Here is a 12,063-nt window from a genome sequence, read left to right on the forward strand (position 1 = left end):
GCCATATTGAGGTATGAAGCCAATAAAAATGTGTATTAATTAAAATAGTTACTGAGATACTAAGTTACTGAGTTTTTTGAGCTGTTGTCTCGATCCTTGCGGAGGCTTTGAGATTTTTAAAAGCTCTTTATAAAAAATAAAAACCGTTCATAGAAATTTCTTGAACGGTTTTTTATGAAACAATTGTTTTGCTAAGTTCAAAACAAGAGATTAAAAATTTAGTTTAAAGTTATGTTTGTTAACTTCTTCCAGTTTATCAGATTTGAGTTTTATATCTTTTATTTTATCTAATTCTGGATCAACTTTTACTATAGATTCCATTTTAGCTTGTTTTTTAACAATTGTATGCGTTTTCATATTATTTTCTTTTAATAATAAATCCATAAAAATCACCATTTGAATCAAAAGGAGCGTTGAATATGTTTCCATTTTCATCTTCTATTGTTCCAAAGATATGAAATGTTTTTGATAATTCTCTCAAATTTAGTGATATAGCTCTCCTGTATAAGCGCGTTCTGCTTTTAGTACTGCCTTTAAAAAAGATTTTCCTTTCAGGATATCTTTCTGAAAAAATATAAGCAGATTCAGCAACTGTAGCTAGAACTTTATTGCGATCCCCATTATCACTTACAATTAAATCGTTAATTATAAATTCTTTTTGGATTTGATCAAAAACTAAATCTCCAAAACCTAAATTATATATTGTATTATTTTTTGTAGGTTTATAAACGATACCTTTGTCTATTTCGCCATTAATTCCCTTACTCTTAAATCTAAATAGTGTAACATCAGTATTTGTAAGTAATTCATATTTTGCAATATTCATTTGTAAAATGATTAATACTGCAAAAATATATTTTATTGTAAAAATAAACTTACTTTTATTGTTTTTTTTAAATAGGGAATATATCTAACCCTTGAAAATATCAATTCTCTGCATCCATGGAATATCTGATCCTAAAAACTGAAGTTTCGTTTTTACCACTTTATCGCTTTTATCTCTTGGATTTTTGGTTACAAAACGAGCTGTAGAATTATTAAAATCTAATGTATATTTTTCGTTCAGATCTTCTTTTTTGTCTGCCGAAAAAGTGATCAGATTATCTTTTGCACTCCATTTTCCTTTTCCGTATGAATTGGTTTCCGGCGGCGTTCCACCTTGCATTTTCGAGTAGGAATGAAATTCAAATGTTCCATCTGGATTTAAGGTCAATTGTATTCAATTATGTGTTTTCCTTCTTCGCCAAGTGAACGGGCATAATCACCCGTAAATTGGTTTGATTGTGCGAATAATGTAAAGTTTGAAATTAAAAGTAAAGCGGTTATTACTAGTTTCATAGGTTTTGTTTTTTGATTTATAAAATAAAATTGCCTTCCAGAACAATCACTGCTTCTCCAAGAATGTAAACTTTGTCTTGTACAAGTTCTGTACTCATAGTTCCGGTTCTTAAAGAAGATTGAAAGGCATTTAGTTTTGTTTTATTCAGTTTTTTGGCCCAATATTTTGTCAAAAAAGTTTGAACGCCTCCCGTTACAGGATCTTCGTCAGTTCCTGCCCAAGGCCAGAAATATCGGTAATGGAAATCGAAATTTTCGTTGTCTGAAATTGCAGTTAACAAAACCCCGTTTATTCCGGTATGCGAATTGACCAAAGCTGTAAAATCGGGTTTTAAATCTGCCAGTTTGCGGGCGCTTTCAATTTCAAGTAAAATTATTTTATTGTTTGGGCTGTATCTTTTTTCCAGAATTTCAGAAACTCCAAGTGCATCGAGCAGTTTTTGAGGCACCTCAGTTTCTTCTGTTTCATAAACCGGAAACTGCATTTTTATTTTATCAGCTTCTTTCTCAATAAACAATTCAACATTATTGATATTAATAAATTTTATGCTCTCAAATGAAGTAGTGCTGAAAAGAATTTTAGAAGAAGCCAATGTCGCATGCCCGCATAACGGAATTTCGGTTTTTGGGCTAAAAAATCGAATACTGTATGTATTATCTTTTATTTGTTTTATAAAAGCCGTTTCCGAAAATCCAATTTCTGCAGCAATACTCTGCATGCTTTCTGCATCTAATTCTATATTGGGAAGACAAACTGCTGCTGGATTTCCTTTAAATTTTTCATTCGTAAATGAGTCAACAAAATAAGTCTTCATTTTTTATTTGGGTGTTTTTAAATGTATAAAAGCGAAAATATTCTAAATCAATATACTGCTTTATTCTAATTGTTAATCATTGGGTCTAAACTGTTATCCTTGTTTCGTAAATCTAAACCGCCTTCGTAAACCGATTTAAGATTGGTGAGATAAAAATGCCAGCCGTTTGAACAGCCCAGTCTAATGTATTTTTTCGAATTATCATCTGTTGGAATATCATGATGACGAAGTTCAACTATTGTGTAACCATTTGTTTCACTCAAATTGATATCAACCAGACAAGTTCCTTCAAAAGTAAACTGCAAATGGTCTTTTCCGTTGGCAGAAGTAATTTTTCCCAACATGGCATCATCATACAAAAACCAAAGCCATTCATAAGTACTGCCTTCTAACACGTTTTGGTTTTTGCCAATAACTTCCTGATTTGCATCAAAAAAAGATACTTTTTCGAGAAACCATTTTTCTAATTCACCTGCAATTGTCCAGGCATTATAAATGTTACTGAGTTTAGCTTTAACGGGTATTTTTTTGGTAAATGATGTCCAGTCGAAGTTTTCCATGTTTAACTCTTATGTAGATTATGTAAAAGTATGAGACGTTTATGCATATTATAGTTTATTTTCCACCAAAGGATATTTAAATAATATCTTATTCCACCTAATTCCCAATTAACATCAAACTTTTCTTGATCATTTTTATAAGGAGGTTGAGCAATTTTGCAATGTAACATTGGAGGATTGTTAGCTGCTGTTTTTAAATAATCAGTATCAAGTTTGCTCTTAAGAAAGTATTGAATTTCAATGATGGTTTTATGTTTTTCAGATTTATAGACATATAGATTGATGTCATAAATCAAATCGTAAATTTCTTGAAGATCTTCGATTACTTCATTGAGGTTTTTAGGATTTTTCTTTTTATTCAGCTTGTTCTTATTTCTTCGTTTAATAAAAAAGTTTTCTCCTTTTACTTCTGAAATGTCTGAAAGAATGAACATTAAATTTTTTGAAATATTATTCCAACAATGAAGATGTACAATTTCAAGTAATCTTATTGTTAGATTTTCTATTTTTTCCTTAATGTTATTTTCGATCATATAAATCTAAATGTTATTTTAAAAGGGTTCTTTAATTAAAACAAATATAAGGTATTTCTTGTAAGTTTTTAAGTCTGATTTAATGCCGGCTGCATACAACCGATTGTATTTCATTTACAAAACTCAGAATCTTAAAGTTCTCTAAAAGAGCTGGTTTTTTGAGAGAAAAGCCGTAGATTGCACGTTTAACTTCAAATGTTATATAATAATGGTAACGGCCAATTTTTATTTACTAAACAGCGGTTTGATGTGCTTAATGTACACATTATTGTATTTGCATGACGATACTTTCTTAAAAAGCTCAAAAGAGTTTATTACTTGTGCCCTGCAGCAACTCTAAGCAGGGATCCTTTTTTATAGTTCGTTTTTATTTAACCTCAATTTTCATTCAGGATATGATATCATTGAATTGAATCGAGCTGGATATTCAATGAAGAGTTGTTTATCATACGCAATGAAAAGTGAAGCAAAAAAGAAAGTCATGTCACAAAATAATATCATTTTAACAACAGGAACATATGATTTAATTAAAGACCACGTAAGAAGAAAAAAAGTTACACCGCAGGAAGAAGAACTTTTATTGAGCGAACTAAAACATGCAACGCAGGTATTGAGAAAAAACCTTCCCGAAGATGTTGTTTCGGTAAACCGAAAAGTAACTTACAAAGACCATAATACTAACCAGGAAAAAACAATTCTTTTGGTTGGTCCCGAAAAAGTAAAAGTGAGCAAAAACAAGATTTCGGTTCTTTCAGACGAAGGTATTGCAATGGTTGGTTATAAAGTAGGAGATCTTATAGAATGGCCTGCTAAAAAAGGGCATTTAAAATTAGAAATTTTAAAAGTAGAAGCAGAGGCATAATATTTTATTGTTTTCGATTTGAGTTTAGTAACAATCCCAAAAGAGTTTTTCTTTTGGGATTTTTTATGCAGAAACCAAAAGAAATAATAAGATAATTACTTCAAAAAAACGTTCATCGAAAGCTTAAAATAATTAAATTCGTTTTACCAAAAACAAACCATAACCAATTATAAATGAGTATGAAACAAGCCAAAAATATAAACGAAGTAATTCTGTTATTAGATCAAATAATAGAAAAATCAAAAATAGACCAAAGCAATTTAGGTTTATTTGCTATTCTGTACCGTGAAGTTACCGTAAGAGTAAAAGAAGGCATACAGAATGGTTCTTTTCAAAATGGCGAGCGAATGGAAAAACTCGACGTTATTTTTGCCAACAGATATCTAAAAGCCTATTATGAATATCAGGCCAAAGAAAAACCATCAGAATGCTGGGGATTTGCCTTTGAACAAGCCGATAAATTTTGGCCTATAGTATTGCAGCATTTACTTTTGGGAATGAATGCTCATATTAACCTTGACTTGGGAATTGCCTCGGCAGAAATTTGCACAGTTGAAGATATAAAGGATTTACAAGCCGACTTTGATAAAATAAATGCCATTTTGAGCAATTTGGTTGGCGGTGTCGAAAAATGCCTAATCAAAATTTGGCCGACACTTACGTGGATATTAAAATTTACTGGAAAAATAGATACTTTTTTTATTGATTTCAGCATGGAAACGGCAAGAAACGGAGCTTGGAAATTTGCCAACGAATTTGTAGCTGTTCCCGAAAATGAAAGAGAAGCCTGCATACAGTTGAGAGACCAAAGAATTACAGAAATCGCCCGACTGGTTTCGAACCCCGGATATTTTGTGAGCGCTGTTTTTAAATTCATCCGTTTATTTGAAAGAGGAACGATCGCTCAAAAAATAATTGATATGCAGATTGCCGAACAAAATAATGTGGAATGTGTTGCTGCGTGATTTTGTCTTAAATTATTGATTTAAGATTTCGTTTTCATCACTTTTATTAATTTCTCATTACGCTTATCTGCTCTTGAATTCTGCAAAGAAATAACAGCCCAAATTGCAGCAGGAATCCAGCCAATTAAAGTTATTTGCAGGATTAGACAAAGAATTGAAGTTAATATTTTTCCTCTCAAAAAGAAAGAAGCAAAGGGAAAGAAAATCGCAATTAGGGTCATCATAGTTTTTTGGTTTGTTGTTTGTAAATATAAAAAAAGCTGCAAGATTTTTTGCAGCTTTTGTTTTTTGGTGAATTGTATTGTGGCTTACTGCTACGGGCACGGATTGCAAATTCAATCTGTCGGGTTTGTAAATTTGCACTATCTGGAAAATATTACTATCTCTAGCTTAAAATTAAATCAAGCAAGTTGTCTATAAATATTTTGAGCCAGTTTTTCTTTTTTGTCATAAGAAAGAATTAAGAATAGAAAAGCGTTACATAATTTTCCACCGCTGGCGCGAGTGTTCCACTCGTGAACATGACCTTTGCAAAGCGATGAGGTGCTTTAACTCACCTTTTTGGTTCTATTTCGGCTAATTTTACAATTCTGTAGCCTTTTCCATCATAAAATGATTGTGATTTCACAAAGTAAATTTGACCATCTTTATTTTTGAAATACGTTTCTACTCTTAAACCTTTCATATTGTCAAATTCATGAACCAAATGTTTAAAATCAGAAAATGTTATAGAACTCCAGTCAATATTATAAGTTTTACCAGTTTCTTTAATATCATTAAAATCTCTTCTTGAAGTATCTGTATACGCTTCCTCTGATACAGATTCGAAATTACTTTTTACAATTTCACCAAGTTTAGCATTTGGGTTATTGGCCAAATCTTTAAACTCCTGATAGGTCATTACTTCTTGCAAGAATTCTTCGTTAGATTTTTTATCGATATTTTTAAGAACTTCGAATGTGTGGGCAGCCACTTTTTCGGGAGTTTCAAATGATTTATCTTCTTTTTTGCAGGATAAGAATGTTAAGAATACTAGGGCAAATAAGGTTTTTATGATTTTCATTTTGAGTTGTTTTTTTGTAAATATAAAAAAAGCTGCAGGAATTTTTGCAGCTTTTGTTTTTTGATGACTTATGTTATTGGTGTAATTAAAAATTATAATCGTGAAAAACTTATTTTACAAAATACAATACAATTCATCTAAAAGTTCCATTTCATCTTCTGGAAGGAGGTTTTTTGTTATTTCGAGTAAAAGCGCAGCATCGTGTCCAGAATTGTATTCTTCGCTTTTAAGAATAGTGATACTGGATCTAATAAGCGAAGTAATGGTAAGCATTAATTCGGTGTGTGTGTCTATTTTAAAGAGGGTTGTAAGCGAAGTATCTATCGTTTCATCTGGTTCTAATTTGGTAAAATAATTTTTTTTACGAGCGGTTTCTAAAAAATGTGTTAGCTGTGTACGGTTTTCGGTCATGGCATATAGTTTTAAATTAATATATAATCTTGTCATTTATCAGTTTACATTTTAAATGTCTATTTTATTAAGCTTTATCATTTTCTTACAAATATAAACAATTTCGACTTATAAGTCGAAATTGTTTTAAAGATTCATCAGGTTACTTCTTTTTCTTTGTTTTATGAAGACGATTGATAAATTAGAAGCGGAATTAGTCGATAGAATTTATAAACTTTTCCTAGTGAAATACGCAGGAAACAAGAGCAGTTTTGCCAAAGCAAGTAACTGCACAGAAACTACAGTAAGAAGGGTTCTTAGAAATGAACAAGGAATTACTATAAACCTTCTCATTAGAATGGCGGAAGCGCTTGATACAACTTCTACTGAACTTTTAAAAGATTTGGATCTTAAAAATGAGGGATATAAATAATTTGTGAAAGTTTGACGATTTCTGATTCGGTAGCGCGGATTTGCAATCTGTGCGGTAAAGATTGATTTTCATATTTATAAGTATAAAAAAAGCTACATGATTTTGTAGCTTTTTTATTGATTTGTATTGCGTTTGGTTGTTATGGGCACGCGCTATCGGGTTATGCAAAACTTGAATTAACTGACCAATCAATTGCATGCTCAAATCGCATAGCATATAATTCTAATTTAGTTTCTGCGTCAATCTGCGTATGAGCATACATTGTTGCAGTTCCAGGTTGGTTAGGGCCAGCTTCTCCATCTATTCTATTATAGAAGTTAATATCCCAACAAAATTTATAATCTTGGACTGCGCTATCATTTACCTCATATACTTTTCCAATTATATTAGGTACATTTGCAAAATTGTATTTAATTTCTTTGATTAATGTTAATTTTTCTTCTAATGGGTGTTTCATAATTTATAAGTGTATTTGTTTTAAATAGATAGTTTATTGGAATAATCATTGTGAAAATAATATTTATATTTACACTATACCTGTGTGTATTTATTGTTTTTTCTTTAAATATTCTACAAACCCACAATCAGTTAGAATAGTTTCAATTTCAGATTTAGATAATTTTTTATTATTTTTATTAAATAATGATTTTGCTAAAATGGTAATAGTATCCCATATCTTTTTATCTGCGAATATTGTCATCGCTGTATACATCATTTCTGGAATAAAATCAGTTTTATGATTTAAATTGATTTGAGAAAGTAAAAAATTTATATTTTCAATTCTGATCAAGTCTGGTCCAGAAATTTCTACGTCCATTTCTTCTCCCGAGATTCCATCATTTAAATATATTGATTCTGCAATTGAGCCTGCTATCAGGACAAGTGTAGACTTAAATGCAATTTCTGGACAATTACGTTTTATACTTTCTGATAAATTATTGAAAATATCTGGTTCATCTTTGAAATTGGTTATTGCAGTAATTGTTAACAAATCACTACCATAATTGAATGTCGATTTTCCATCTCCATTGGGTAATATTTCTGTTTCTTCGCAAAAGTATTTATTGAGATAAGCCATAATGATATGACCACTTTCATGATATGCTGTTTTTTCTAAAATTTCTGTCATTATTATTATTATTATTATTATTATTATTATTATTATTATTATTTATAAAAAAATATAAAATTAAATCCTTAAAAGAATCATAAGATTGAAATTCGCATCAGTTATTATTTGATTGATGTTTTATTTATCAAATTTAATCGTAGTAATTTGTCTTTACTTTATTCTTATTAATGAGGTAAAGTGTTTAAATTAATATTGATACTTAATTCATGTGAAACTTTGTGTATACGAGAATGTTAAAAGAAAGTAATATTATTTAAAAGAATTATAATATTTAATCTGTGTTTCCATTAAATTACTTAAAAAGTATTGAATTAACTTAATGAGACAAATTTCATCAGAAATTTTACTTTCCCTCTCAATTTTGGTATATATTCCAGTCCACATTATAGAGATAATTTGATAGACTTTTTTTTCTGCTTTTAAAGAGTCTAATTTTGATATAAGTTGTTGATGAAAATTTTCAAAATTGTCAAAGAAAACATCAAAATTTTCATCTGAAATATTCTTACCTCCATTATTAAAATAAAAATCAATGACATTGGTTTTGAAATTTTCAGCTAAAGACATAGAGATAGACTTAGTTTCTTTTTTTATATCCTCTGAAATTGGTGATGTAAACATTTCTTCTAAATCGGTAGTGAATTTGTTTTCAAAGTATTCAATAGATAACCCGTTTGTGAAAATCATAATGTTTGTATTTATAAAGTTTATTGCCAATTTTTGATGTTAAGATTAAGATGGTTAATCAAATCACTTACATTTTTACTTAACAATCGATATTCGTTTGTTATTTGCTCTTGACTTTTGTTGGCTAAAAAGAACAGTTTTGCAGCAATTAAATAAAGAATTTTAATTAATTCAGATTCATCTGAAATTAGATTTTCAGATTTCCATCTTGTTAAAGATTTTGAAGAAAGACCAACTAAAGGGAAATTGTAGTTTGTTTCCTTATTAATTATATTTATGACTTTTCGTTGAGCTGTAATTCTATTTAAAAATTCATCCATTTATTTTATAAGTATTAAAATTCTATTAAACCATTTTTCTATTTCTGGAAAATCTTCTTGAATAGTTTCTAATTCTTCTTTTGAAATTTTTTTACCAATTCCTCTAGTAGCAAGTAATCTAGATTGCTTTAATCTATCATAAGTTTTCGGATTGATTTTGAGAGGATGGAGGTTAATTTTTATAGCAGAATCACGAGAAAATTCAAGTTTTCCTAAATAACCTAGTGAAAAACAAGAAGCAAAATTTCTAATGGATAAAAAGATCATAGATAAATCAAAATCAATTGAATAATTGTTTTGTTCAATAGAATCTTTTGAATCATTAAATAATTTATAAAACTTATTCAAATCATTTAAAAGATTTTTATACTGAGAAGGCTTTCCTAATGATTCTATATAAGAGACTGAATTTGTGCAAAAAATACATTTTGATTCACTATATAGATGCCATGCGAAAGGATTTCCTTCTTTCCATAACTCTAGTATTCTTTGATATGAATAAATTGAAAATTGCTCTTTATCAATATCTGAAATTTTCTCATCAATATCTTTTAACAATAATAAATCAACGTCCGATAACTTGTCAATATCCCCTCGCGTTATTGAGCCAAATGCATAAATTTCCATTATCTTCTATTAAATCTTTTTATAATTATTGACGTAAACAATGCAAAACCAATAAATCTTAAAATTGTTATAAATGTTAAATAAAAATCGGAGTACTTTGCAGGTTTATTTATTCCCATAAAAATTGATGGTAATAAAGAAAACGAACCTAAATAATCAGATAATAGATTAGGATTTTTGAAATATATAGTATCAAAAAGAGAGAAAATGAACCATAAAACAAGACCTGTTCTTAATAATTTAATTGGACTTTCTCCATTGCCCCAAACAAAGTCTTGAAACTTAAAATAGAGCCATTCAAAAAACATAGAAAAACGATCCCAACCCTTGTATTTATCTCGATAATATGTTGACTTAGATTTCCAAGATTGATAAAGATGTTCTTTAGAAGCCTCAAGTTCAATTTTTATTGCTTTATTTACAGCAAAAGAATCTCCAATTCCTTGATAGTTGATTCTTAGTGTTCTAGCAAATTTTAGAATAAGATTATTATAACTAGGACAATTATTATCTAAAATTTCATTATCTATAAATGTTTTGTCGAAGGTTGCATAATCGAACTTACTTCCTGGAAAAGTACTTCCATGAAAATTACAATTAATAAACTTGCAACCGTTAAAATCACAAGTGTTAAATATAATATTTCTAAAATAGCAATTTTCAAAATATGTGTGACTAAAATTTACTTTAGAAAATGTTTGTTCTTTACTGCCAACTCTTATAAAATGTTTATTATGAAAATTTTCTGAAGTTAAATTTGTATCGAAAATTTGGTCTTCAATTTTTTCTCTTCCACTACTTTTCACTACTTTTTCTAGTTAAATTTTTAGATTCAAATAATTTAAGCAAACCTCGCTTTTAATTTTAACAAACAACTAAGTAAAAACACCTGATTTTAAAATTTTTCCATAAAAATGTTAAAAAATTGAGGTCGATTAATAAAATAATCGATCTAAATAAATCCCAAAACACACAAAAAATCAACACTAGAATTTTCCACAAAAATTTTGTAATTTTGCCGTCCAATAAAAGGAATTAGAAAATGTTAGATAGACTTCAATATGTAAAGCAGCGTTTCGATGAGATTTCGGATTTGATTATTCAGCCGGATGTTATTTCTGATCAAAAACGTTACAAGTCGCTTAACCAGGAATATAAAGGTATAAAAGCGCTTGTTGAAAAGAGAGAAGAATACATTATAGTTTTAGCAAACATCGACGAAGCAAACGAAATTATTGCTGACGGAAGCGATGCTGAAATGGTAGAAATGGCCAAAATGCAGTTGGATGAAGCAAAAGACCGTTTACCGGAACTGGAGGAGGAAATCAAATTTATGCTGATTCCTAAAGATCCAGAAGATGCGAAAAACGTTATGGTGGAGATCCGCGCCGGAACGGGTGGGGACGAAGCGAGTATTTTTGCTGGTGACTTGTTTAGAATGTACACAAAATACTGTGAAACAATGGGATGGAGAACATCTGTTGTTGATATGAACGAAGGAACTTCTGGAGGTTTCAAAGAGGTTATTTTTGAAGTTACAGGAGAAGATGTTTACGGAACTTTGAAATTTGAAGCAGGTGTTCACCGTGTACAGCGTGTTCCGCAGACAGAAACTCAGGGACGTGTACATACATCGGCTGCAACGGTTATGGTTTTGCCAGAAGCTGAGGAGTTTGATGTTCAGGTAGATATGAACGATGTTCGTGTAGATTTCTTCTGTTCATCAGGACCTGGAGGACAGTCGGTAAATACAACGAAATCGGCTGTACGTTTAACGCACATTCCAACTGGATTAGTTGCGCAGTGTCAGGATGAGAAATCACAGCACAAGAATAAAGATAAAGCTTTAATGGTATTGCGTTCTCGTTTATACGAAATGGAATTGGCTAAAAAGCAGGAAGAAGATGCTAAAAAACGTAGTTCTCAGGTAAGTTCTGGAGACCGTTCGGCTAAAATTCGTACGTATAACTATGCACAAGGCCGTGTAACCGATCACCGTGTTGGTTTAACGCTTTACGATTTAGGAAACATCATGAATGGTGATATTCAGAAAATCGTTTCTGAACTTCAGCTGGTTAATAACATGGAGAAATTGAAGGAAGCTTCGGAAGTGTATTAATCGTAGAGGTTCAAAGTGACAGAGTTACAAAGGTTCAAAGGTTTTCTTTGAACATAAATTATATTTAAAGCCGGACATTTGTTCGGCTTTTTTTTAATGAAAATTTAATATCTGTAAAAGTGAGAGTTTTACGGGTTCTTTTTAAAATAATAACGCTAAATTAAGACCAATACTACAATAATAATCTTGCGAAGTAGGATTTGTAATACTGTTGGTAAA

At 30.1% G+C, this 12,063-nt stretch carries 20 protein-coding genes; 4 read left to right on the forward strand and 16 right to left on the reverse strand.

Going from position 1 to position 12,063, the window contains the following annotated elements:
- Positions 1 to 210 precede the first annotated feature (210 nt).
- The 7 genes from FJOH_RS26970 to FJOH_RS11945 all read right to left on the reverse strand — a co-directional run bounded on the left by FJOH_RS26970 (position 211) and on the right by FJOH_RS11945 (position 3,246).
- Positions 211 to 357, reverse strand: coding sequence for a hypothetical protein (locus FJOH_RS26970; protein ID WP_012024357.1), 147 nt, complete (start codon positions 355 to 357; stop codon positions 211 to 213).
- 1 nt (position 358) lies between these two features.
- Complete coding sequence (locus tag FJOH_RS11925; protein WP_012024358.1) at positions 359 to 826, reverse strand: DUF6934 family protein; 468 nt, start codon at positions 824 to 826, stop codon at positions 359 to 361.
- A gap of 84 nt (positions 827 to 910) precedes the next feature.
- Positions 911 to 1,213, reverse strand: a complete 303-nt coding sequence (locus tag FJOH_RS11930) for a hypothetical protein (protein WP_123875778.1) — start codon at positions 1,211 to 1,213, stop codon at positions 911 to 913.
- On the reverse strand, positions 1,210 to 1,338 hold the full coding sequence (locus FJOH_RS27340) for a hypothetical protein (RefSeq protein WP_262487883.1): 129 nt from the start codon (positions 1,336 to 1,338) through the stop codon (positions 1,210 to 1,212). Before FJOH_RS27340 ends, FJOH_RS11930 begins: the two co-directional genes overlap by 4 nt.
- Before the next feature lie 17 nt (positions 1,339 to 1,355).
- On the reverse strand, positions 1,356 to 2,153 hold the full coding sequence (locus FJOH_RS11935) for a PhzF family phenazine biosynthesis protein (protein ID WP_012024360.1): 798 nt from the start codon (positions 2,151 to 2,153) through the stop codon (positions 1,356 to 1,358).
- A 65-nt stretch (positions 2,154 to 2,218) separates the two neighbouring features.
- On the reverse strand, positions 2,219 to 2,713 hold the full coding sequence (locus FJOH_RS11940; RefSeq protein ID WP_012024361.1) for an SRPBCC family protein: 495 nt from the start codon (positions 2,711 to 2,713) through the stop codon (positions 2,219 to 2,221).
- A 2-nt stretch (positions 2,714 to 2,715) separates the two neighbouring features.
- Entirely contained in the window at positions 2,716 to 3,246 is a 531-nt protein-coding gene (locus FJOH_RS11945; protein ID WP_012024362.1) for a hypothetical protein, read from the reverse strand.
- A gap of 481 nt (positions 3,247 to 3,727) precedes the next feature.
- Here FJOH_RS11945 and FJOH_RS11950 point away from each other — a divergent pair, with 481 nt between their 5' ends.
- On the forward strand, positions 3,728 to 4,108 hold the full coding sequence (locus FJOH_RS11950; RefSeq protein ID WP_044048296.1) for a GreA/GreB family elongation factor: 381 nt from the start codon (positions 3,728 to 3,730) through the stop codon (positions 4,106 to 4,108).
- A 179-nt stretch (positions 4,109 to 4,287) separates the two neighbouring features.
- Positions 4,288 to 5,073, forward strand: a complete 786-nt coding sequence (locus FJOH_RS11955; protein ID WP_123875777.1) for a DUF5995 family protein — start codon at positions 4,288 to 4,290, stop codon at positions 5,071 to 5,073.
- Between the two features lie 20 nt (positions 5,074 to 5,093).
- Here FJOH_RS11955 and FJOH_RS11960 read toward each other — a convergent pair whose 3' ends face one another.
- The 3 genes from FJOH_RS11960 to FJOH_RS11970 all read right to left on the reverse strand — a co-directional run bounded on the left by FJOH_RS11960 (position 5,094) and on the right by FJOH_RS11970 (position 6,583).
- A complete protein-coding gene (locus FJOH_RS11960) occupies positions 5,094 to 5,297 on the reverse strand; it encodes a YqaE/Pmp3 family membrane protein (protein ID WP_012024365.1) in 204 nt (67 codons plus the stop codon).
- Between the two features lie 329 nt (positions 5,298 to 5,626).
- Entirely contained in the window at positions 5,627 to 6,136 is a 510-nt protein-coding gene (locus FJOH_RS11965; RefSeq protein WP_012024366.1) for a hypothetical protein, read from the reverse strand.
- Between the two features lie 114 nt (positions 6,137 to 6,250).
- Positions 6,251 to 6,583 (reverse strand): hypothetical protein, encoded by a 333-nt coding sequence (locus FJOH_RS11970; RefSeq protein WP_012024367.1) that lies wholly within the window; start codon positions 6,581 to 6,583, stop codon positions 6,251 to 6,253.
- A 127-nt stretch (positions 6,584 to 6,710) separates the two neighbouring features.
- On the opposite strand from FJOH_RS11970, the gene FJOH_RS11975 reads away from it, so the two are divergent.
- On the forward strand, positions 6,711 to 6,959 hold the full coding sequence (locus FJOH_RS11975) for a helix-turn-helix domain-containing protein (protein ID WP_012024368.1): 249 nt from the start codon (positions 6,711 to 6,713) through the stop codon (positions 6,957 to 6,959).
- A gap of 160 nt (positions 6,960 to 7,119) precedes the next feature.
- On the opposite strand, the gene FJOH_RS11980 is transcribed toward FJOH_RS11975, so the two are convergent.
- The 6 genes from FJOH_RS11980 to FJOH_RS12005 all read right to left on the reverse strand — a co-directional run bounded on the left by FJOH_RS11980 (position 7,120) and on the right by FJOH_RS12005 (position 10,531).
- Positions 7,120 to 7,416 (reverse strand): hypothetical protein, encoded by a 297-nt coding sequence (locus FJOH_RS11980; RefSeq protein WP_012024369.1) that lies wholly within the window; start codon positions 7,414 to 7,416, stop codon positions 7,120 to 7,122.
- A gap of 90 nt (positions 7,417 to 7,506) precedes the next feature.
- Positions 7,507 to 8,088, reverse strand: a complete 582-nt coding sequence (locus FJOH_RS11985; RefSeq protein WP_012024370.1) for a hypothetical protein — start codon at positions 8,086 to 8,088, stop codon at positions 7,507 to 7,509.
- A 252-nt stretch (positions 8,089 to 8,340) separates the two neighbouring features.
- On the reverse strand, positions 8,341 to 8,778 hold the full coding sequence (locus FJOH_RS11990; protein WP_012024371.1) for a hypothetical protein: 438 nt from the start codon (positions 8,776 to 8,778) through the stop codon (positions 8,341 to 8,343).
- 20 nt (positions 8,779 to 8,798) lie between these two features.
- Complete coding sequence (locus FJOH_RS11995; protein ID WP_012024372.1) at positions 8,799 to 9,098, reverse strand: hypothetical protein; 300 nt, start codon at positions 9,096 to 9,098, stop codon at positions 8,799 to 8,801.
- The gene (locus FJOH_RS12000; RefSeq protein ID WP_012024373.1) at positions 9,099 to 9,725 is read right to left on the reverse strand and encodes a nucleotidyltransferase domain-containing protein; all 627 of its coding nucleotides are present in this window, start codon (positions 9,723 to 9,725) and stop codon (positions 9,099 to 9,101) included. It abuts the gene before it with no gap.
- A complete protein-coding gene (locus FJOH_RS12005) occupies positions 9,725 to 10,531 on the reverse strand; it encodes a pentapeptide repeat-containing protein (protein WP_012024374.1) in 807 nt (268 codons plus the stop codon). Before FJOH_RS12005 ends, FJOH_RS12000 begins: the two co-directional genes overlap by 1 nt.
- Positions 10,532 to 10,767: 236 nt before the next feature.
- Between FJOH_RS12005 and prfA the strand changes: the two genes are divergently transcribed.
- Positions 10,768 to 11,844, forward strand: a complete 1,077-nt coding sequence (gene prfA, locus FJOH_RS12010; RefSeq protein ID WP_012024375.1) for a peptide chain release factor 1 — start codon at positions 10,768 to 10,770, stop codon at positions 11,842 to 11,844.
- Positions 11,845 to 12,063 lie beyond the last annotated feature (219 nt).

The sequence above is a fragment of the Flavobacterium johnsoniae UW101 genome, assembly GCF_000016645.1.
Taxonomy (GTDB): domain Bacteria; phylum Bacteroidota; class Bacteroidia; order Flavobacteriales; family Flavobacteriaceae; genus Flavobacterium; species Flavobacterium johnsoniae.

Excerpts from the sequence above, each read along its gene's own strand:
- FJOH_RS26970 (WP_012024357.1), bottom strand. The coding sequence starts at position 357 with ATGAAAACGCATACAATTGTTAAAAAACAAGCTAAAATGGAATCTATA.
- FJOH_RS11925 (WP_012024358.1), bottom strand. The coding sequence starts at position 826 with ATGAATATTGCAAAATATGAATTACTTACAAATACTGATGTTACACTA.
- FJOH_RS27340 (WP_262487883.1), bottom strand. The coding sequence starts at position 1,338 with ATGAAACTAGTAATAACCGCTTTACTTTTAATTTCAAACTTTACATTA.
- FJOH_RS11935 (WP_012024360.1), bottom strand. The coding sequence starts at position 2,153 with ATGAAGACTTATTTTGTTGACTCATTTACGAATGAAAAATTTAAAGGA.
- FJOH_RS11940 (WP_012024361.1), bottom strand. The coding sequence starts at position 2,713 with ATGGAAAACTTCGACTGGACATCATTTACCAAAAAAATACCCGTTAAA.
- FJOH_RS11945 (WP_012024362.1), bottom strand. The coding sequence starts at position 3,246 with ATGATCGAAAATAACATTAAGGAAAAAATAGAAAATCTAACAATAAGA.
- FJOH_RS11950 (WP_044048296.1), top strand. The coding sequence starts at position 3,728 with ATGTCACAAAATAATATCATTTTAACAACAGGAACATATGATTTAATT.
- FJOH_RS11955 (WP_123875777.1), top strand. The coding sequence starts at position 4,288 with ATGAAACAAGCCAAAAATATAAACGAAGTAATTCTGTTATTAGATCAA.
- FJOH_RS11960 (WP_012024365.1), bottom strand. The coding sequence starts at position 5,297 with ATGATGACCCTAATTGCGATTTTCTTTCCCTTTGCTTCTTTCTTTTTG.
- FJOH_RS11965 (WP_012024366.1), bottom strand. The coding sequence starts at position 6,136 with ATGAAAATCATAAAAACCTTATTTGCCCTAGTATTCTTAACATTCTTA.
- FJOH_RS11970 (WP_012024367.1), bottom strand. The coding sequence starts at position 6,583 with ATGACAAGATTATATATTAATTTAAAACTATATGCCATGACCGAAAAC.
- FJOH_RS11975 (WP_012024368.1), top strand. The coding sequence starts at position 6,711 with ATGAAGACGATTGATAAATTAGAAGCGGAATTAGTCGATAGAATTTAT.
- FJOH_RS11980 (WP_012024369.1), bottom strand. The coding sequence starts at position 7,416 with ATGAAACACCCATTAGAAGAAAAATTAACATTAATCAAAGAAATTAAA.
- FJOH_RS11985 (WP_012024370.1), bottom strand. The coding sequence starts at position 8,088 with ATGACAGAAATTTTAGAAAAAACAGCATATCATGAAAGTGGTCATATC.
- FJOH_RS11990 (WP_012024371.1), bottom strand. The coding sequence starts at position 8,778 with ATGATTTTCACAAACGGGTTATCTATTGAATACTTTGAAAACAAATTC.
- FJOH_RS11995 (WP_012024372.1), bottom strand. The coding sequence starts at position 9,098 with ATGGATGAATTTTTAAATAGAATTACAGCTCAACGAAAAGTCATAAAT.
- FJOH_RS12000 (WP_012024373.1), bottom strand. The coding sequence starts at position 9,725 with ATGGAAATTTATGCATTTGGCTCAATAACGCGAGGGGATATTGACAAG.
- prfA (WP_012024375.1), top strand. The coding sequence starts at position 10,768 with ATGTTAGATAGACTTCAATATGTAAAGCAGCGTTTCGATGAGATTTCG.